The organism is Nitrospira sp. Kam-Ns4a, assembly GCF_965152595.1.
The window spans coordinates 1,842,945-1,860,959 of the sequence record NZ_OZ224218.1 but is presented as its reverse complement, the minus strand read 5'-3'; the positions used below and the strand labels follow the sequence as shown (position 1 = coordinate 1,860,959).

The 18,015-nt window shown below is 67.5% G+C and carries 18 protein-coding genes and 3 pseudogenes; 10 read left to right on the top strand and 11 right to left on the bottom strand.

The genetic code is table 11. The features are described 5' to 3' along the window. Positions 1 to 40 precede the first annotated feature (40 nt). The gene (locus ACWHYQ_RS09310) at positions 41 to 730 is read left to right on the top strand and encodes an IS5 family transposase (protein WP_447975409.1); all 690 of its coding nucleotides are present in this window, start codon (positions 41 to 43) and stop codon (positions 728 to 730) included. 150 nt (positions 731 to 880) lie between these two features. Here ACWHYQ_RS09310 and pyrF read toward each other — a convergent pair whose 3' ends face one another. Then, a complete protein-coding gene (gene pyrF, locus ACWHYQ_RS09305; protein ID WP_447975408.1) occupies positions 881 to 1,606 on the bottom strand; it encodes an orotidine-5'-phosphate decarboxylase in 726 nt (241 codons plus the stop codon). Positions 1,607 to 1,629: 23 nt separating this feature from the next. Further along, entirely contained in the window at positions 1,630 to 1,941 is a 312-nt protein-coding gene (locus ACWHYQ_RS09300) for a hypothetical protein (protein WP_447975407.1), read from the bottom strand. Positions 1,942 to 2,009: 68 nt separating this feature from the next. Here ACWHYQ_RS09300 and rpsT point away from each other — a divergent pair, with 68 nt between their 5' ends. Next, entirely contained in the window at positions 2,010 to 2,288 is a 279-nt protein-coding gene (gene rpsT, locus ACWHYQ_RS09295; RefSeq protein WP_447975406.1) for a 30S ribosomal protein S20, read from the top strand. On the opposite strand, the gene holA is transcribed toward rpsT, so the two are convergent. From holA to ACWHYQ_RS09265, 6 genes and pseudogenes are all read right to left on the bottom strand, one after another. After that, positions 2,260 to 3,369, bottom strand: a complete 1,110-nt coding sequence (gene holA / locus ACWHYQ_RS09290) for a DNA polymerase III subunit delta (protein ID WP_447975405.1) — start codon at positions 3,367 to 3,369, stop codon at positions 2,260 to 2,262. The genes rpsT and holA overlap by 29 nt on opposite strands. 34 nt (positions 3,370 to 3,403) lie before the next feature. Next, the gene (lptE, locus tag ACWHYQ_RS09285) at positions 3,404 to 4,012 is read right to left on the bottom strand and encodes an LPS assembly lipoprotein LptE (RefSeq protein WP_447975404.1); all 609 of its coding nucleotides are present in this window, start codon (positions 4,010 to 4,012) and stop codon (positions 3,404 to 3,406) included. Positions 4,013 to 4,089: 77 nt separating this feature from the next. After that, entirely contained in the window at positions 4,090 to 6,726 is a 2,637-nt protein-coding gene (gene leuS / locus ACWHYQ_RS09280; protein WP_447975403.1) for a leucine--tRNA ligase, read from the bottom strand. Positions 6,727 to 6,834: 108 nt separating this feature from the next. Then, positions 6,835 to 7,521, bottom strand: a complete 687-nt coding sequence (locus ACWHYQ_RS09275) for an HAD-IA family hydrolase (protein ID WP_447975402.1) — start codon at positions 7,519 to 7,521, stop codon at positions 6,835 to 6,837. A gap of 220 nt (positions 7,522 to 7,741) precedes the next feature. Then, a pseudogene (locus tag ACWHYQ_RS09270) lies at positions 7,742 to 8,059 on the bottom strand (transposase); the annotation flags it as partial. Positions 8,060 to 8,428: 369 nt separating this feature from the next. Then, positions 8,429 to 8,776: pseudogene (locus ACWHYQ_RS09265) on the bottom strand (transposase); the annotation flags it as partial. Between the two features lie 115 nt (positions 8,777 to 8,891). Between ACWHYQ_RS09265 and ACWHYQ_RS09260 the strand changes: the two are divergent. The 8 genes from ACWHYQ_RS09260 to ACWHYQ_RS09225 all read left to right on the top strand — a co-directional run bounded on the left by ACWHYQ_RS09260 (position 8,892) and on the right by ACWHYQ_RS09225 (position 14,800). Continuing rightward, a complete protein-coding gene (locus ACWHYQ_RS09260; RefSeq protein ID WP_447975401.1) occupies positions 8,892 to 9,017 on the top strand; it encodes a hypothetical protein in 126 nt (41 codons plus the stop codon). A gap of 36 nt (positions 9,018 to 9,053) precedes the next feature. After that, positions 9,054 to 10,370 carry a ribosome biogenesis GTPase Der gene (der, locus tag ACWHYQ_RS09255; protein WP_447975400.1) on the top strand — a complete coding sequence of 439 codons (1,317 nt, stop codon included), beginning with the start codon at positions 9,054 to 9,056 and terminating at the stop codon, positions 10,368 to 10,370. Positions 10,371 to 10,554: 184 nt separating this feature from the next. Beyond that, complete coding sequence (locus tag ACWHYQ_RS09250) at positions 10,555 to 11,229, top strand: RNA polymerase sigma factor (RefSeq protein WP_447975399.1); 675 nt, start codon at positions 10,555 to 10,557, stop codon at positions 11,227 to 11,229. A 6-nt stretch (positions 11,230 to 11,235) separates the two neighbouring features. Next, positions 11,236 to 11,538, top strand: a complete 303-nt coding sequence (locus ACWHYQ_RS09245) for an anti-sigma factor family protein (protein WP_447975398.1) — start codon at positions 11,236 to 11,238, stop codon at positions 11,536 to 11,538. Between the two features lie 83 nt (positions 11,539 to 11,621). Then, a complete protein-coding gene (locus ACWHYQ_RS09240) occupies positions 11,622 to 12,074 on the top strand; it encodes a cupredoxin domain-containing protein (protein ID WP_447975397.1) in 453 nt (150 codons plus the stop codon). Next, positions 12,071 to 12,562 carry a PH domain-containing protein gene (locus ACWHYQ_RS09235; RefSeq protein ID WP_447975396.1) on the top strand — a complete coding sequence of 164 codons (492 nt, stop codon included), beginning with the start codon at positions 12,071 to 12,073 and terminating at the stop codon, positions 12,560 to 12,562. Before ACWHYQ_RS09240 ends, ACWHYQ_RS09235 begins: the two co-directional genes overlap by 4 nt. A 34-nt stretch (positions 12,563 to 12,596) precedes the next feature. Further along, on the top strand, positions 12,597 to 12,980 hold the full coding sequence (locus ACWHYQ_RS09230; RefSeq protein ID WP_447975395.1) for a c-type cytochrome: 384 nt from the start codon (positions 12,597 to 12,599) through the stop codon (positions 12,978 to 12,980). A 131-nt stretch (positions 12,981 to 13,111) separates the two neighbouring features. Then, positions 13,112 to 14,800 carry a tetratricopeptide repeat protein gene (locus ACWHYQ_RS09225; protein ID WP_447975394.1) on the top strand — a complete coding sequence of 563 codons (1,689 nt, stop codon included), beginning with the start codon at positions 13,112 to 13,114 and terminating at the stop codon, positions 14,798 to 14,800. Between the two features lie 139 nt (positions 14,801 to 14,939). Here ACWHYQ_RS09225 and ACWHYQ_RS09220 read toward each other — a convergent pair. From ACWHYQ_RS09220 to ACWHYQ_RS09210, 3 genes and pseudogenes are all read right to left on the bottom strand, one after another. Further along, positions 14,940 to 15,462, bottom strand: a pseudogene (locus ACWHYQ_RS09220) (integrase core domain-containing protein); the annotation flags it as partial. A 372-nt stretch (positions 15,463 to 15,834) separates the two neighbouring features. Further along, positions 15,835 to 16,200: a PIN domain-containing protein gene (locus ACWHYQ_RS09215; protein WP_447975393.1), complete on the bottom strand. Its 366-nt coding sequence runs from the start codon at positions 16,198 to 16,200 to the stop codon at positions 15,835 to 15,837. 389 nt (positions 16,201 to 16,589) lie between these two features. Continuing rightward, entirely contained in the window at positions 16,590 to 17,963 is a 1,374-nt protein-coding gene (locus ACWHYQ_RS09210) for a M20/M25/M40 family metallo-hydrolase (RefSeq protein WP_447975392.1), read from the bottom strand. Positions 17,964 to 18,015: the final 52 nt, after the last annotated feature.

The window sequence follows — 18,015 nt, the reverse complement described above, 5'->3', positions numbered from 1 at the left end:
ATTATTGACAACATGATCGCACTTAGGTATAGATACGTCCATGCTGCGCTTGAGCGACGAACAATGGGCGCGGATTCGGGACCATTTTCCCGAGGAACACATCCCCGAGGGGCGGCCGGGCCGCAAACCCATCCCCACGCGTGCGGTCCTGGAAGCAGTCTTGTGGATTCTGAACACTGGGGCCCAGTGGCACATGCTGCCGCAGTGCTCTCCCAACGACAAGACGGTCCATCGCCGCTTTCAGCAATGGTGCGAACGAGAAGTGCTGCGGGAGATTCTCAAGGCCCTCGCCAATACGCGGCGAGACGAAGGAACCGTTGATGAGCGCGAGAGCTTCATCGATGCCACGGTTGCCGCAGCCAAAGGCGGGGGCGATGCCGTGGGCCTCACGAAACGTGGCAAGGGAGTGAAAATCCTGGCCATTGTGGATCGGCATGGGCTCCCGCTCTCGGTCAGTACGCACGCCGCGAATCATCATGAGGTCACGCTGGTGCAACTGAGTTTCGACTGCTCCATGCTGGAGGCCAAGCCCGAACATCTCCTTGGGGATCGGGCCTACGACAGCGACCGGCTCGATGACGAACTCAAGCGGGATGGGGTGAACCTGATTGCGCCACACCGGTCCACCCGCAAGCTCAAGACCAAGATGGCCGCCATCTGCGGCGGTATCAACGTCGCTGGCTCGTCGAACGGTTCTTTGCCTGGCTCCAATGGAAGCGGCGGTTGCTGATTCGCTGGGAATACGACCCCACCAACTTCCTGGGGTTTGTGCAACTCGCTTGCATCACCATGCTCCTCAAGCAATTTTGAGATAGGTTCGAGGTAGCCCGCTATTTTAACACAACGGGACGGGAGGCCTGCAAGGATCGCGCAGCGCCGCTCACCCACCTCGCGCGTCAAAGGCGGCCTGCATCTCGGCGAGGATGGCTTCGGCGGCAGCCCTCGGGTCCGCGGCGTCGCGGATCGGCCGCCCGACGACGAGGTAGTCCGCACCCGCCCGGATGGCCTGGGTCGGAGTCGTCGCACGAGCGTGGTCGTCCGCCCCTTTCCCGGCCGGCCGAATCCCGGGCGTCACGATCAGCAACCGGTCCCCGACCTTCCGGCGGATCGCCGCGGGCTCCTCGCCCGCGGCGACGACGCCGTCGAACCCGACCTCCGCCGCCAGACCCGCCCGCGCCGCGACCAGGTCGGCCACGCTCCACTGGATGCCCATCTCCCGCAGGTCGCCCGCATCGAAGTTCGTGAGCACCGTCACGGCGAGCAGTCGGAGCCCCGAGGGGCCGCTGTCCTTCCGCCCCTCGACCGCCGCGCGGAGCGCCTTCCGGTTGGCGTGCACGGTCAGGAAGTCCACGCCCAACTCGGCCACGCGCGCGGTGGCCCGTCGCACGGTCTCCTCGATGTCGAGAAACTTGAGATCGAGGAACACGCGCATCCCCCGCTCGCGCGCACGGCGGACGACCTCGGGCCCCGCCGCCGTATACAGCTCCAGCCCGATCTTGACGAACCCGACCGCGGGCGAAACGCGGCTCATCAAGCGCTCCGCCTCCTCGGCCGCGGGCACGTCCAGCGCCAGGATCAGCCGGTCTTTCGCAGTGACGCTCGCCATCGGAGCCTTCCCGGGACCGCCGGTCAGCACGAGCCCTTCTTGGTCCACTCGCGGAGCACCTTGGTGGCATCGAAAGTCAGGCTGTATTCGTTGCACACTTGAGCGTCCGGGTTGGCATAGGTCAGGTACGTGGCGGTACTCCACTTGATGGCGTAGATCCAGACCGTCCGGCCATCCCCCAGGTCTCTCACATAGTCAGGCGGACCGAGCTCGACGCGGACGCTCTCCTGGGTAGCGCGGCCGGCTTCCCTGTTCAGATAATGATCGGGGATCGGCGCGCAAGCCAGAAGCGCGACCGGCAGCCACACCGCGACGAAGCTATGCCGCTTGTGCATGTCACCTCCCTTGACCGCCCCGCGGGGTCTGTGTTAGAAACTCAGCTCTTCCACAAGGAGCACGCGCGATGCCAGTCGTTCACAAGTCCACGATCAAGCGCGCCCGCCAGGCCGAGCGCCGCCACCAGCGGAACCGGGCTAGGCTGAGCGCCGTCAAGAGCACGGTGAAGAAGGTCCTGACCGCCCTCGAACAGAAGGACCCGCGGGCAGCCCAGGCGTCGCTCCGCGAGGCGACCGCGGCCCTGCACAAAGCAGTGACGAAGGGCGTGTTGAAGCGCAACACGGCCTCCCGCCGCATTTCCCGCCTCGCCGCCAAGGTCAACGCCCTGGCGTCCGCCACGCCCTGACCGGCTTTACGGTGCGAGGCGCGCCGGCACTCGCCGCGGGACCGGGTCGAGTCTCCCGCGTCGGCCTCGTCGCGTCCACCGCCGCGCACAGCGCGAGCACCAGCGACTCCAGCACGATCTCCGGGCGCCCCCCGCTGCCTCCCTTCAACTGCGAGTCGGTCTGCGGGAACAGCGCAAACGCCCGCCGCAGGTGCGCCTCCGACAGCCGCCGCGCCAGGGCGGCGAACCCGGCCAGGCGATAGGGCGACAGGCCGAGCGCCTGGGCGGCCTGTGCCTCCGAACACCCCGACCGCAGCAGGTCCTGCACCTTCCAGATCTGCCGATATTGCCAGACGAGCGACCCAAGGATCCGCACCGGCGCCGCGCCCGCCTCGAAGTTCCTCGCCAGGATGCGGAGCGCCTGGGCCCGGGCCCCGGCGGCGATCGCGCTGCTGAGATCGAAAACCGAGGCGCCGGGCTCCCCGCCGCGCAGGGCCTCGATGTCCGCAGGTCCGGCCAGCCGCCCCGGGGGGACATAGGCGGCCAGCTTCTCCAGCTCCCGCCGCGCGAACGCGAGGGAATCCCCGGCCAACTCCGCGAGCAGGTGGACCGCGTCCTCAGTGAGCTGCACGCCCACCGCCCGCGCTTCCTCCTTGATCCACGCCGGAAGCTGACCGGCGGGCGGCCGGCTGCAGTCCACCGCCACGGCGTGCTTGGCGACGGCCTGCCCGAACTTCGTGCGCCCGTCCAGTTTTCCGGCCACGAGGACCAGGATCGTCGAGGCGCAGGGTGCCTTGAGATAGGGGACGAGGGCCTCGCCCTCCCGCGCCGGAAGCTTGTCCACCGCTTTGATGAGCACGAGCCGGCGCGCGGCGAAGACGGGCGCCTCGGTCGCGCGCGCCAAGATGTCCGCCGCGCCGCACTCATCGCCGTAGAGCAGATCGAGGTTGAAGGCCTCGATCCCACTCTCCCCCCCCACGCCCACAGTGGCTTTGAGCGCGGCGACCGCCCGATCACGCAGGTAGGCCTCCTCGCCGAGCACGGCGTAGACCGGAGCCAGCGCTCCCTTTGCAATCGCGGCGGTGAGTTCCCGGACGGTCACGCGGCCTCCTGCGGCGGCTCCCGGCGCCCGGGCTTCACCGGGACCCGTCGCCTGTCGCGCCGCGCGGCGTCCCCGGCCCCGGCTGGGCCCCGGAGCGAAGGAAGGTCAAAAACCGGGTCGCCAGGTCCTGGGCGATGAATTCCCCAGCCTGCTCCAGCGCGCGGTTCTGGAGCACGCGGTTGAACTGCAGGTCGTTGGTGATGAAGAACTCGGAGGACTGGGTCGAGTGCTGGCTCCAGACGGGCTTGCCCGTGCGCAGATCCTCGACGGTGGCCTTGACGGTCACGGTCACGCGGCTTTCGAACGTGTCGGTCTGGGTGAAGGTGAGCGACGGGATCGTCACGGAGACGATCTGGGCTCGGAGCGCGTAATCCGCCGGCTCACCGTCGGCCACAACTTCGGCCCCACTCGCCGCCGCAAACTCGTACCGGACATAGGTCGTATACTTATACTCGAGGTTGGGCTGGAAGGACTTGTTCTCGAAGGTGCCGATGCGGAGCTTCGGCGCCGGCCCGGGTTTCGCCGCGGCCTCCCCGGCGGGCGCCCCGCCGACGGTCGGGCCGGCGCCGCCGACCCGGAACTGATAGCCGCATGCGGCAGAGAACGACAGCAAACAGCCAATAGCGAATAGCGAGGTGCGCATAGGGGGACAGCGAGCGAACACCTACCCGAGAGTCATCTGCCGCTACTCTCGGTTAGCTGCTCGCTAGTCGCTGAGCCTCACACGACGAAATTGACCAGCTTCTTCTCCACGTAGATGACCTTGCGCGGGGTCTTCCCCTGCAGCCACTCGGCGAGCTTCGCGTCCTGCTGCGCCAGCCCGACGACCTGCTCCTCGGTGGAGTCGGCCGGAACCTCGATCTTGCTGCGCAGCTTGCCGTTCACCTGGATCGGAATCGTCAGCCGCTCGCTCGCGACGAGCGCCGGATCGTACGCCGGCCAAGGCCGGTCTGCGACGCTCGGCGCCTCGCCCAGGCGCTCCCACAGCTCCTCGGCCAGGTGCGGGGCGAAGGGGGCGAGCAGCAGCACCAGCGTCTGCGCGGCCTCGCGCAGCGCCGCGGCCTCGCCCGGCAGCGCCCGCCGGCCGCCCTCGCCGACGAACTTGTACAGCCCGTTGACGAACTCCATGAGCGCGGCGACCGCGGTGTTGAACTGGAACTCCCGCTCGATGTCGTCGGTCACCTTCTTGATCGTCCGATGCGTCAGTCGCCGCAACTCGAGCACGCGAGCCGGCGGCTCCGGCTCGCGTTCGCGCCGCGCGCCCCGCTCGACAGGCAGCGTGTCCGCCAGGTCGGTGAGGAGCCGCCAGACGCGGTTGAGAAAGCGGGAGCAGCCCTCGACCCCGGCATCGCTCCACTCGAGGTCCTTGTCCGGCGGCGCGGCGAAGAGCGAGAAGAGGCGCGCCGTGTCAGCCCCATAGGCAGCGATCAGATGCTCCGGGTCCACGATGTTCTTCTTCGACTTGGACATCTTCTCGACCCGGCCCCGCTCGACGGGCTGCTCGAGGCCCCCGGCCAGGCAGGGGACGCAGCGCCAGCCCTCTTGCCCGGACCCGGTGACCTCGGCCGGCAGAAGCCAGCCGTGAGTCGGACACCGGTAAGTCTCCTTGCAGACCATGCCTTGGGTCAGCAGGCTTAGGAAAGGCTCGTCCACATGCGTGAGCCCCAGGTCCCGGATTACCTTGGTGAAGAACCGCGCGTAGAGCAGATGCAGGACCGCATGCTCGATCCCGCCGATGTACTGGTCCACCGCCATCCAGTACCGGACGGCGGCCGGATCGAGGGGGACCTTCTCGGCGCGGGGCGAGCAGTAGCGGAGAAAATACCAGGAGGAGTCCACGAAGGTGTCCATCGTATCGGTCTCGCGCCGGGCCGGCCGGCCGCAGGCGGGGCAGGGGGTGCGCACGAACCGCTCCGTCTGGGCCAGCGGCGAGGCGCCCTTGCCGGTGAAGGGGACGTCGGCTGGCAGCGTCACAGGCAGGTCCTGCTCCGGGACCGGCACCACGCCGCAGGCGTCGCAATACACGATCGGGATCGGCGTCCCCCAGTAGCGTTGGCGGGAGACACCCCAGTCTCGCAGCCGGTAGTTCACCGCGCGGCGGCCCAGCCCTTGCGCTTCGATGAAGTCCGCGATCCGTTCCTTCGCCTCCGGCACGGACAGGCCATCGAACCGGTCGGAGTTGACTAGCCAGCCGGCGCGTTCCTGCTCTTCGTAGGCCGCCGCCAGGTTCGCCTCGTCCAGGGTCCCGTCCGGATTCTGGATGACCAGGCGGACCGGGAGGCCGTAGGCCCGGGCGAACTCGAAGTCGCGCTGGTCATGCGCCGGCACAGCCATGATGGCGCCGGTGCCGTACTCGTACAGGACGAAGTTGGCCACCCAGATCGGGATGCGCGCCTTCGTGAGAGGGTTGATCGCGTAGGCGCCGGTGAAGACCCCCTCCTTTTCCCGGTCCGCCGCGGTCCGAACAGCCTTGTCCTGCCGGGAGACCCGGGCGACGAACTCGCGCACCGCGGCCGCTTCGGGACGGCCGGCGATCAGCCGCTCGACGAGCGGCGACTCAGGGGCGAGGCTCATGAACGTCGCGCCGAAGATCGTGTCCTGGCGCGTCGTGAAGACCCGGATCGCGGCGAGGCCGGGCAGCGGCTCGGCTAGCGGGAAGTCCACCTCGACCCCGACGCTCTTGCCGATCCAGTGCCGCTGCATGACGAGCACCCGCGCCGGCCAGCCCGCCAGCCGGTCGCACCAGTCGAGCAGCTCCTCGGCATAGGCGGTGATCCGGAAGAACCACTGCTCCAGCTCCTTTTGGATCACCGTTGCGCCGCAGCGCCAGCAGGCTCCTTCCTCCACCTGCTCGTTGGCCAGCACGGTCTCGCAGCTCGGGCACCAGTTCACCGGCGAGCGCTTCCGGTAGGCCAGCCCGCGCTCGTACATCTTGAGGAAGAACCACTGGTTCCAGCGGTAGTAGTCGGGCTGGCAGGTCGCCACCTCCCGATCCCAGTCGTAGGAGAGCCCCAGCCGTCGGAGCTGCGTGCGCATGTAGGTGATGTTGTCCTGGGTCCATTGGTGCGGATGGACGCCCCGCTCGATCGCTGCGTTCTCGGCCGGCAGCCCGAATGCGTCCCAGCCCATCGGGTGCAGGACGTTGAAGCCCCGCATGCGCTTATAGCGCGCGATCACGTCCCCGATCGCGTAGTTGCGCACGTGGCCCATGTGGATCCGACCGGAGGGATAGGGAAACATCTCCAGACAGTAGTACTTCGGCCGGCTTGGGTCTTCCACAACGCGGAACGTGCCCGAGCGCTCCCAGTAGTCCTGCCAGCGGGCCTCGATGTCGCGATGATCGTAGGATCGGCTCATGAATCCTGCTCTCGGTGGTCAACCGGCCGGGCGAAGTCTGCGCCAGCGAAAGCCAAAATCTAGCATAGCCGAGTATGGGCCACAAGGCGGCGGGGGCTTGGGATGCAGTCAGCGTCCCATCAGGACATGAAAGCTCTCGATCGAGGGGTAGCGGGACGAGGGGTGGGGCGGGAGCCGGGAGCTGGACTTCGACCGGTGCACGACGTGGGCGACGCCGAAGGCGCGCGCAGCATCGAGACAGGCCTCGTCATCGTCAATGTAGAGGGCGCGGGAGGGATCGAAGCCGAGCGCCTCCTGGCAGGCTGGCCAGTACTCCGCGCGCATCTTCAGGTATCCCACCTCGAAGGCGTTCAGGATCCGGTCCACGTACCGGTCCACGCCGGTCCGCGCGACCTTGATCGCGATCCCCGCCTCGTGCGCGTTCGTGACCACGTGCACGCGCTTCTTCTGCTCGCGCAGGTGGCGCAGGAAGGCCTCCGCGTCCGGGAGGAACCGGATCAAATGCTGAAACTCCTTGGTGAGCGCGACCACGTCTATGCCGAGCCGGTCCGTCCAGTACCGCAGATCCGTCCAGTGGAGCTCGCCTTCGACCGATCGGTACATGGCGAGTAGCCGATCGCGTGCCTCGTCGAAGGAAAGCCCATGCTTGGCGGCATACCGACGCGGCAGCTCTTGCTCGAAGAAGAAATTGTCGAAGTGCCGGTCGAGCAACGTCCCGTCCATGTCGAGCAGGACATCGTCCACTTGCCCCCAGTCTAGAGCGTGATGGGTGATGGGTGACGGGTGATGGGTCATACCCTACCGGCCGGCGAGAGAACAACCAGCGGAATTGTACTCCTCTTCGATCGGCCTGTCTCCTACTCTCTTCCTGTGTGCGTGGACTCCGGTCTCAAAGGCCGCTTATAGTCACGGGGCAGGCTAGGAGCCTGTCCGACATTGGAATGAAAGAACCATGTTCTTGACGGCGGATTCAGTTCGTGTTCGGCGACGCGGTGATCGGCACGGCGCCCTTCCACTATCGCTGGTCTCTCCGGTTCGCCTTCCGGCCGCCGCTCAGTGCCCGCAGCCCCTCGCCGGGGCGTCGGCGTCGATGTCGCAGGGCGGTCCAGAGCTTGAGCCCATGATGGGTGGTACAGATCAGCGCCCATGCCCCGCGGACCTTCCGCAGGCCGCGCAACAGGAACTGGCGGAACCCACGGCCTTGCTTGATCTGGCCGAACACCGGCTCCACGATCGCCTTGCGCCGCGCGTCGTGGGAACGTCCGCGCTTCGTGCGGAGGGTGCGGCGCATCCGGTCGGCCACCGACAGTCCGACGGGCGGCCGTCCTCGGCGCGGCCGCGCCGGGTCGTGCACCGCGCGGGCGGCTTGCGTCACGGCCGCCTCGGCCGGCGCCTCCTGCTCCAGGACCGCCTTGGCCGCGCGAAGCGTCTGGAGCCTCTGCTCCCGGCGCGCCAGTTCGGCGGGCAGCTCCTCGCCGCGTCGGTCGGGGCCAGAGGTCGCATCATCCCGGGTATCCGCCGCCTCGGCCTGTTGGAGCAGTGCCATGACCTCCGCCTGCAGACGGGCCTCCTCCGTCACCATCCGGCCATCGCGCATCGCCTTGGGCTTCGACGCGGTCGCCTTGACCTGGGTGCCATCCAGGGCGAGAGGCCCAAGCTTCACCAAGCCCGCCCGCTGACAGAGCTTCAGCACCTGCACGAACAGGGCGGCCAGATGCGGCTTGCGGAACTCGCTGAGCGTCCGAAAATCCGGGCGCTGGGTCGCCGCCAGGACGCGACAGGCCACATCTTCTTCCCGTTCCCGGGCCATCTGCCGCGAGGCGGGACTCCCTCCGGCGTAGGCATCCAGCAGCCCCGTCACCAGCATCTGAGGCTGATACGGACCCGGGCCGCGCTTGACCCCGTGAGAGGTCTCCAGGATGGGCTGGAGGTCCAATGCGTCCACCAGATCCGACAGGAAGTAGGCCACGTGGTCCTCCGGCAGCCAGTCTCGCGGCGACGGCGGCAACAGCCACAGCTCATCGGGATCATAGGGGCGAACGGTGCGCATCGTCATCGCAGGGCCTCCTGTCTCGTGGCTAGGTTGATCTGCTTATACATGAGCGGAAGGGTCCTGACAAGAGGTTTCTGGAGCTAATGTCGGACAGGCTCCTAGAGGTGCCACGATGGGTGGTGAGCTGAAGCAGAAGCTGGCCGACTCCGATTACGTCCACATCCCGCCGGATGGGAAGCGCGACGAATTTCTCGACGGGACCGTCCTCACCTTCCTTGTCTTGACCTGGCTCCTGTGATAGGGTCTGTTCGCCACTGGCCACTAACCACCGACCATGCCCCCCCTCATCGCCATCATCGGCCGGCCCAACGTCGGCAAGTCCACGCTGTTCAACCGCATCCTCGGCGCGAAGGTCGCCATCGTGGACGACGTGCCGGGAGTGACGCGCGACCGGAACTACGGGGACGGCACGTTCCGCGGGCGGCCTTTTCGGCTGGTGGACACGGGCGGGCTCGACCCCGCGGCCCGCGAGGGCATGCTCGCGCTCATCCGCCGCCAGTCCGAGATCGCGATCGCCGAGGCTGACCTGCTCATCTGCGTGATGGACGGCCGGGCCGGGTTGACGCCGGCCGACGAGGAGATCGTCGCGCTGCTCCGCCGCGTCCGAAAGCCGGTCTTCTACGCCATCAACAAGCTTGACACACTGCAATCCGACCCGCTGCTCGCCGACTTCTATCGCCTCGGCCAGGAGCGCCTCTACGCTCTCTCCGCCGAGCACGGTATCGGGGTGGACGACCTGCTGGAGGCGATCTATCCCCTGCTCCCTGACACCGAGTCGCCGGAGGGCCCCGCCGAAGTCCCCCGCATCGCCATTGTCGGCCGGCCCAATGTCGGCAAGTCCACCCTGGTCAATGCGCTGATCGGCGGAGAGCGGGTCCTCGTCAGCGAGGTCCCCGGCACGACGCGGGACGCCGTTGACACAAGGATCATCCACAAGGGGAAGCCCTATATCCTCACGGACACCGCGGGTATCCGACGCCGCGGGAAGGTGGACCGGGGCGTCGAGGGGTACAGCGTCGCGCGGGCGCTCCGCGCCATGGGCCGGTCCGACCTCGCCGTGCTCGTGCTCGACGCGGTGGAGGGAATTACGGAGCAGGACACGAAGATCGCGGGCTTGGCGCTCAAGCAGGGTCGCGCCTGCCTCCTCCTCGTCAATAAGTGGGACCTGCGCGAGGGCGAGCCAGAGGCACGGGCGCGATACGAGGCGGACCTGCGGCGCCGGTTCGCGTTCCTCCCCTGGGCCCCAGTCCATTTCGGGTCGGCACTCAAGCCGGAGTCCGTGAGCCGGCTCTTCGCGCTCATTGACCGCGCCATCGGAGCCTTCACCCGACGCGTGCCGACGGGCCAGCTCAACCAGTTCCTGCAGACCATCATCGCCGAGCATCCGATTCCGGTCCGCAAGGGCTCGCCGAGGAAGGCCGTCAAGTCCGTGTTCATGACTCAGGTCGCCACCAAGCCGCCCGCCTTCGCCCTTTTCGTCGGCCGTCCCGAGGACCTCACCAAGCCCTACCTTCGCCATCTGGAGCACCGTCTGCGGGATCAGTATGATTTCCTCGGGTCACCGCTCCGGCTCCTCGTCCGCAAGAAATGACTGAACGGAGCGAGCCCTAAGTTCAACCTTTCAACTGGATCGCTCGCTGAGGAGCGGCAACTCCTCGTATCGGTGATGGACCCGAAGCCCCATCTTTCGAGGTCCCATCGGCCCTCGAACAGGGCGCCGGGACGCGATCCCAGACCGTCAGCGGCCGGCCATCTGGGCGCCTTGACAGTCCCGGATGAGGACCGTAGACTCGCTCAACCCGATGAAGACGCACACACAGGGTCGTGGAGCCGGTCCATTCTCCGCGACCGCCGAAGGGAGCGAAGCGGCCGACTTCGACCGGCTCTACCGCGACCATGTGGATCGGGTCTACCGGTTCGCGCAGCGCGTCTGCGGACAGGCGGAAGACGCGAAGGACCTCGTCCAGGAGACCTTCCTCAATGCCTATCGGGGGCTCAAGCAGTTCCGCGGAGATGCGCAGCTCTCGACCTGGCTATACACGATCGCCACGCGGGCCTGCCTGCGCATGCGGCGCAAGCGCAAGGGCGAGCCGGAGCGCGAGCTGTCGCTGGAGGAGTTCATCCCCACCTCTGAAGGCGAGTTTCGCCTGCAAGTGCCAACGGACGGGCTCAGCCCGGAAGAGGCGCTGGCCAACAAGCAGCTTCGGCGCGCGCTGCACCTGGCCATCCAGAAGCTGCCACCCAAATACCGGCTCGTGCTGATCCTCCGGGACATGGAAGGGCTCTCGGCCAAGGAGGTGGGCTCGATCATGGGGCTGACCGAACGGGCAGTGAAGTCGCGCCTCCACCGGGCCCGACTCTTCGTCCGGCGGGAATTGAGCGCGCGCGGGATCGGCAAGCCCGGCCAGTCCGCCCGAGCCCGGACCGCCACGGGTGCCAGAGAGGCCTGACGCCATATGAGCGGGAAGCGCGGAACAAGTCAGGTGGAGCGCCGCAGGCCCCGCCAGGCGAGACACCCTTCCAAGGCCTTCTGCCTGAGGGTGCTGCGCCAGCTTTCTGCCTATCTCGACGGCGACCTCTCGATGGACGTCTGCGCGGAAATCCGCCGCCACCTTGGCGCCTGCCCCAACTGCGAGCTGTTCGTCGCGTCCTTGCAGCAGACCGTGACCCTGTGCCGGCACGCGACCGTCAAGCCGCTCACCCCCGCCCTGAAGGCGCGGCTTCGCACGCAGATTCTCCGGGCAGCCGGCCGGGTCTGAGCCGCGTCCGCCCGGTGGCTCCCCGCCCGCAGCCGCCCGCGCCGGCTGGCACACCCCAGGACCCCTACGGTAAAATAAAAGCCATGAACCCGCGATCGCCGGTCAACGCGAGGGGATGCCGGTACCGGCTCTGGCTCGGCGCGGCCCTGGTGCTCACGGCCGCCGGGCCGGTGGCTGGGACGCCGACTCTAGCTCCATCCGATTCCGGCATGGAGCGCGAGATCGTCATCAAGATCCACGCCCGGACCTTTGACCCCGCCACGGTCACCCTCCAGGCCGGGCAGAAGACCCGGTTAGTCTTCCAGAACGAGGACGCGGAGCTGCACGCCTTCGTGCCGGTGGAGCTGTTCAAGGGCGTCAACCTGAACATCACAGGGAACGGCGCCCCGCAATTCGATCAGGACGGTTTCAAGCGCGTGATCATTCCCTCCTCTGGCGTCGCGGTGATCCGGTTCGTCCCGGAGCGGCGCGGCGAGTTCCCCTACATTTGCGACATGCCCGGCCACGAGATGAAGGCCACGATCCTCGTGCAATGATGCGCCCGCCGCCCCTGCCGCCGTACGAGCGACTCCTCTGGGAAGGGCACCCTTCCTGGGCGGACCATGCGCTGCTGTTCGCCTTTATGGGCTTCGCGCTCGCCCGGGCCGCGGTGGCCGCCCACTCCGCGGACTGGCTGACGGCGGCTCTATACCTGCTGGCGATCGGCGTGTTCTTCGGGATCGCCGCAGCGTTCCACTACGGCACCTACTATCAGATCAGCTCGCAGCGGATCCGGATCGCCACCGGGCTCCGTAAGCCGACGGTGCGCGACATCCCGATCGAGGCCATCGCCGCCGTCGCGGTCCGCCACGAGCTCCTGAACCCCTGGTTCGGGCTGGGCGCGCTGGCGCTCACCCTGCGCGGCGACGCCTCGGCCGTCCTGCTGAAGGGCATCCCGACCCCGGATCGCCTCAAGCGGCAGATCGAGTTCCTGGCAGGTCTCCGTCCCGCCTACGAGGGCGTGGCCGCAGCCGGGATCCAATGACAGGCAGATGAAGCGTCCCAGTCCGAGACGAGCCATGACGGTGCGCCTGGTCCTGCTGGCGCCCTGCCTGGCCCTGTCGCTTGGCGCCGCGGCCAAGGGCCTCCCGCCGGGCGACCCCCAGCGAGGCAAGCCGATCTTCGAGCAACGGTGCGCGGTCTGCCACGGTCCTCAGGGCCGCGGTGACGGGCCCGAGGCGCCGTTTCTCTCGCCCCGTCCGGCGAGCCTGATCTCCGCGGCCACTTCGGTTAAGTCGGACGCGGAGCTGCTCGCCACGATCGCCAACGGGAAACCCCGAACCGCCATGCCCGCCTGGAAGGACGTGTTGAGCGAGCAGGAGCGCCGCGACGTGCTGGCCTACATCCGGAGCCTGGTCCGGTTCCAGCCGCAGCCGCTCACCCCACCCCCGCCAGAGCCGTAAGCGGTCCGCCGGGGACCGGGCCGCTCTTTCGCCGCCTCCACCCGCCGTGATAGAGTGATCCTTCCTGATCGGGACCGAGCGGGGAGACAGTGAGCCGCAGGACGAACTCATTGACGGGAGGACCTGATTCGATGACCCCGGCATCATGCAAGCACCGCGCACGCCCGGCGCGATCGACAGTCGCTGCGACGCTCGCGCTGGCGGCGATCTCCCTTGTTCCCGGCGGGCGCGACGGCCTCGCGGCCGCCGCCCCGGCGAACGCCAAACCCAAATCCCCGCTCGCCGCGGTGGCGCTGCGCTACGCCGAGGCGGTCGCCAAGGGCGACCGGACGGCGGTCGGCCAGCTCGACTTCGCCTGCCAGTACCGCATGCTCGCGGCCAATCCCAAGGGCCTTAAGAAATTCCCGCCCGAGTCGGACCCGATCTACGCGCAGTGTTGGGCCGCGCTGGCAGAGGCCCACCAATCCGCCGTGGATCGACGCGACCTGGGCATGGACGTCCTGTGGCCCGGGCAGGGAGCCCTCGTGTTCTTCGGGGAAGAACTGACCCAGTATCCCCCGTCCGCCTTCGTGATGGATCGGCTCGGGCAGTCTCCGCCAGGCGGCGGCTTGCGCCTCGCGCCAGTGGACGCGGGGCCGCTACCGGCCGTCTCGTTCCGGCTGCGCGACGAAGACCGGATGACCGCCGTGCCAGCCATGCTGGTCCGGCTCCGGGTCGCGTACAACGATCCGCTGACCTCCCCTGTGACCTACGCCCAGGGCACCTACCGCTGGACCAGCGCAGTGCGTCGGCCGCGGCAGGCCTTGAAGGCTGTGACGGTCGGCTGGGTCGTCCTCTCCAACCTCAAGAAGCTCGGCTTTCCCAGCGACCACGCGGTCTTGAACCTGCCAGTCACGCCGGCCACGGACCAGAGCCCGGCCGTGCCCTTCTCGACCGAGTACGGCGGCTACGTCAGGGACTCGGCAGAGTGGTGGGGCCCGGCGGACAGCCCGGGGCTCCTCATCGCCGCGGTCGGCCGCGCCGCCCAGTTCCCGGAGCTCCGCGAGCGCGTGGCGATGCTCAATCGGGTGCTGATCATTGACCCGGACCAGCACGACGCGCTCACCGCGCTCTCGCGCGACCTGTTCAACGCGCTGCTGGCGGCGGGAGCGCGGGCCCATCAGGTGGCGCTCGGCGATCCGGCGCTCGCGGCGCGCTTCAACGAGCTGTACTGGGACACCTACGCGCACACAACGCGGGTGGACATCTCGCTGGACATGGAAATCGGCGGGTTCGCCAAACCGACACCGGCGGACTACCTGTACCGGATGGTGCCTGCCATGGAACGGCTCGCCAGGATCAACCCCGAGGACCTTGAGAATCGCCTGCGACTCGGCGTGGCCTACCGCTGGCTCAACGATCAACAGAACGCAATTGGCACCCACGAGGCGCTGGTGAAGAGCGTCCCCGCCGAGCGGGCGCCGTTCCGGGCGCGGGCGCTCATCGAGCTGGCCTGGTCAAAGATCGCAAAGGTCGCCTGGAACCGGATCTTCGACGATCCGGCGATCAAAGAGGCCTATCGGGATGCCGAGGAGGCGTTTAAGCTGACCGATCGGCCCCAGGACAAGTTCGCCGCGGCTTACACGATGGCCTACAGCCAGGCGTTCATGCCGGACCGGAACAACCGGCTGATGCTCGAGCACCTCACCGAAGCTCAGAAATGGTACCTGCAGCTCACAGGCGCCTCGCTCGACTCCTGGCGGTTCCTCCTGGCGAACGACACGCTCAAGGGTGTCATCGAGTCGGACCCGGCCTTCAAGCCGCTGCTGGCCGCGTCGTAGCTAACAGCTAACAGCGCGCAGCGAATAGCTTTGAGCTGTAAATGTCAGGACTGTATCTGACAGACTGTGAGTCCTCGCGGTTGCCTGATCACGCCGCCAGCCTCTCTTCCTTCACCAGCGACACGGTATCCACGAACGTCTACATCGGCGTCTTGCCATAGCCCTAGCACCCCTGGTGGAGCCGGCGCTCGTTGTATGCCTAGCGCCAGGCATCCAGGTCCGCTTGTCGCTCCTCCAGGCTCTGGTAGATCTTCTTGCGAACTGCCACTCGATGGAACTCATCGAGCCTCGTCTTGTGGAAGCGTTCGCCGATGCCGTTCGTCTGCGGGCTCTTGGTCTAGGCCCGCGTGTACTCGCTGTCTTCCCCCGCCAGGGACAGCTCGTACTCATGCTGATCCGGCGCCTCGCAGTACTCGGTCCCGCGATCGGTCAGGATGCACTACAGCGGGATGCCCTGAGCCTCAAAAAGGTCGCCCGCGCGCCGCGAGAGCCGGGGCATTCGCTTTCGAACTCGCCGTGCGCCTCCTTGCCGGCCGTCGCCTTTTCCAGCGCCACCACCTGGGCCTCGGTGAGGACGCGGCCGGCCTGCGCAACTTGGCCTCCAGGGCCTTCAGCCGCTTGTGCATCGTCTCCAAGTCATGCCGGAGCCAGATGCACCGCACGCGGCGGACGGCAGATCGAGCAAGCCAGCGCACGTCTAGTAATTGAGGGGAGAGGCGTTGACGGCGGGGCGCTCAGCCACGATCGAGTTCGCGCTTCAAGTCGTCGAAGTCGACGTGGAAGGCCTCCACCTTCCTCCCGGGCCAGGGCAAGTAGAAAGCTTGTTTTGAGGCTGGCTGCGCGAAGCGGGAAACCAGCGAGTTGCGCAGGCGAGTCGGGTACCCGTTGCTTTGCCACTGCAACGGGTGAGGAGGCTTATGGGCGATCACGACCCACTGCATGAGGAATAGCAAGGGTACCCCGAGCGCCCGAGCAGCGCCGGGCGTACGGTAGCCGTGCTCAGCGTCGTAGATAACGAGGAGCGGAACCGGAGACTACAGCACCTTGAATGAGAGTCCTGGGATCTTCCCAAAGTCGCGCCGGTCCAAGGTCAGCACCGTGTCGCCCCTTGAGATGGCAGTCGCGCCGATGATCAGGTCATGGGCGCTGATCTTGGTCCCGGCGCGCTCCAGCGACGCCCAGAGTTCGGCATAGAGGCGGGCGACGGCCAGGTCGAAGCCATACACCGGAAACAAAGTGAGCACGTGCTCTACAAAGGCTGTGCGCTTGAGTCGCCTGGGTGCGGTGCCGGTTCGATGGACGCCGTGAAAGAGTTCCGCGGCGGTGATCACGCTGAGCCCGAGCGGCTCTTCCGAGTGAGCTGCCGCGTAAGCCTCGAGCGACCCGATCTTCCGTTCCACTCAATCAGCACGCTGGTGTCAAGGATTACGCCCACGGCGCTTTCCTGGGAAGACCAGGAGCCTTGCGCTGTGCGCGCGCGACGTCACGGGCGAACGGCTTTGCCTCCGTTCCAAGCGACGGCAATTTCCTCAGGAGGTCGGGGAGCTCGCCCAGAATCCTGTGAACAGGCTCAGTCGCAGGAGTGAGACACGCGATCACCTTTCCGCCCCTCGCAATCGTGAAGCGCTCACCTCGAACGCTGACCTTGTTCAGTAGCTCTGAGAAACTTCGGGCGGCAGTCGTGGCCGAGATCGTTTTATGCGTATGGTAGGCTCTCCTCTGCCGAGGCAGCATATCTGATTTTCAGATTTGACGCAACAGGACAGGTACCCAGCCCGCGGGCCGTTCTTCAGCCGAGACGCCCCATTCTCGCCAGCTCCGCGAAATACGCCGCGAACGCCTTCATCCCGCCCGAGGCCTGGCCCCAGTCGAAGTGCTCGTTGGGCGCATGGTAGCCGTGCTCCGGCAAGCTCAGGCCCAGGAACACGATCGGCACGTGCCAGGCCCGCTCCATCGTCACAACGGCACCGATCGAGCCGCCCTCGCGGACGAAGGCAGGCTCCTTGCCGAACCCGGCCCGCATCGCCCGGCGCCCCGCCTCGGCATAGGGGCCATCAAACTCCCCCAGGAACGGTCGCAGCATGCCCTGGCACTCCACGCGCACGTCCGGGTTGAGCCGGGCGACGTACCGGCGGAGCAGGGCGAGGATCTTCTCCGGCCGCTGGTTCGGCACCAATCGCATGCTCACCTTCAGCTCACCCGCTCCCGGTACGACCGTCTTGACGCCCGGGCCAGTATACCCGCCGGCCAGGCCGTGCACCTCGAAGGTGGGCGAGGCCCAGATCCGCCGCACCACCTCGGCCGGATCGGTGGTTCGCAGGGTCCTGAACCCATAGGCCCGCCGGAAGCGCCGGATGTCGAAGCCCGAGGCGAGGAAGCTCTGAAGCTCGGCCTTCGTGGGCGCCACCACGTCCTCGTAAAAGCCCGGAATCTTCACGCGACCGGTTTTGGCGTCCACGCAGGCGTCCGCGAGCGCGCAGAGCTCCGCTAGCGGGTTCCGGGCGGCGCCCCCCGTGAGTCCAGAGTGCGCGTCGGTCGTCCCCGTGCGGAGCGTGAGCCTGACCGCGAGCAGCCCGCGGAGCCCATAGGCCAGGGCGGGCCGGCCCTTGGAGAGCCAGATCGTGTCGGAGACCACAACGGAGTCCGGCCTGGGGACCATGTCGCGGCGCCGGAGTGCCTCCGCAAAGTTCGGGCTCCCGATCTCCTCCTCCAACTCCCACAAAACCCGGATGTTCAGCGGCAGCCCTTCCTCCACGGCGTAGCGCGCCGCGAGCAGCGCGGTCAGTGCGGGTCCCTTATCGTCGGTTGCCCCCCGCCCGCGGTAGACTCCGCCATCGTTCTGGAACGCAAAGGGGGAGTGGCGCCACTCCGGCTCCTGCGCAGGTTGGACGTCCAGGTGGTTATAGATCGTGACCGTGGGGTGGCCCCGGCCGGTCGTCCAGCCGCCTGAGACCACAGGATAGCCCTTGGTCTCTACAAGCTGCGCATCGGCTCCCAGCGATGTGAGGAACTGGACTGCTACCTCACCCGTCCTCCGGACGTCCCCCGCACGTGCGGGATCCATGCTGACCGAGGGCAGCTCGACCAGCTCCGCCAGCATCCGCTCGAACGTCGGACGCGCCGCTTGAATGTACGAGCCCAGTTTCGACGACTCTACCCGCATACTCGCTCCTCGTGGATGCGCCTTGACCGGATAGTCCCACGTTGCGACGGGC

Bases quoted from the DNA above. Each gene is read 5' to 3' on its own strand.
- ACWHYQ_RS09310 (WP_447975409.1), top strand. From the start codon at position 41: ATGCTGCGCTTGAGCGACGAACAATGGGCGCGGATTCGGGACCATTTT.
- pyrF (WP_447975408.1), bottom strand. From the start codon at position 1,606: ATGGCGAGCGTCACTGCGAAAGACCGGCTGATCCTGGCGCTGGACGTG.
- ACWHYQ_RS09300 (WP_447975407.1), bottom strand. From the start codon at position 1,941: ATGCACAAGCGGCATAGCTTCGTCGCGGTGTGGCTGCCGGTCGCGCTT.
- rpsT (WP_447975406.1), top strand. From the start codon at position 2,010: ATGCCAGTCGTTCACAAGTCCACGATCAAGCGCGCCCGCCAGGCCGAG.
- lptE (WP_447975404.1), bottom strand. From the start codon at position 4,012: ATGCGCACCTCGCTATTCGCTATTGGCTGTTTGCTGTCGTTCTCTGCC.
- leuS (WP_447975403.1), bottom strand. From the start codon at position 6,726: ATGAGCCGATCCTACGATCATCGCGACATCGAGGCCCGCTGGCAGGAC.
- ACWHYQ_RS09275 (WP_447975402.1), bottom strand. From the start codon at position 7,521: ATGACCCATCACCCGTCACCCATCACCCATCACGCTCTAGACTGGGGG.
- ACWHYQ_RS09260 (WP_447975401.1), top strand. From the start codon at position 8,892: ATGGGTGGTGAGCTGAAGCAGAAGCTGGCCGACTCCGATTACGTCCAC.
- der (WP_447975400.1), top strand. From the start codon at position 9,054: ATGCCCCCCCTCATCGCCATCATCGGCCGGCCCAACGTCGGCAAGTCC.
- ACWHYQ_RS09250 (WP_447975399.1), top strand. From the start codon at position 10,555: ATGAGGACCGTAGACTCGCTCAACCCGATGAAGACGCACACACAGGGT.
- ACWHYQ_RS09245 (WP_447975398.1), top strand. From the start codon at position 11,236: ATGAGCGGGAAGCGCGGAACAAGTCAGGTGGAGCGCCGCAGGCCCCGC.
- ACWHYQ_RS09240 (WP_447975397.1), top strand. From the start codon at position 11,622: ATGAACCCGCGATCGCCGGTCAACGCGAGGGGATGCCGGTACCGGCTC.
- ACWHYQ_RS09235 (WP_447975396.1), top strand. From the start codon at position 12,071: ATGATGCGCCCGCCGCCCCTGCCGCCGTACGAGCGACTCCTCTGGGAA.
- ACWHYQ_RS09230 (WP_447975395.1), top strand. From the start codon at position 12,597: ATGACGGTGCGCCTGGTCCTGCTGGCGCCCTGCCTGGCCCTGTCGCTT.
- ACWHYQ_RS09225 (WP_447975394.1), top strand. From the start codon at position 13,112: ATGACCCCGGCATCATGCAAGCACCGCGCACGCCCGGCGCGATCGACA.
- ACWHYQ_RS09210 (WP_447975392.1), bottom strand. From the start codon at position 17,963: ATGCGGGTAGAGTCGTCGAAACTGGGCTCGTACATTCAAGCGGCGCGT.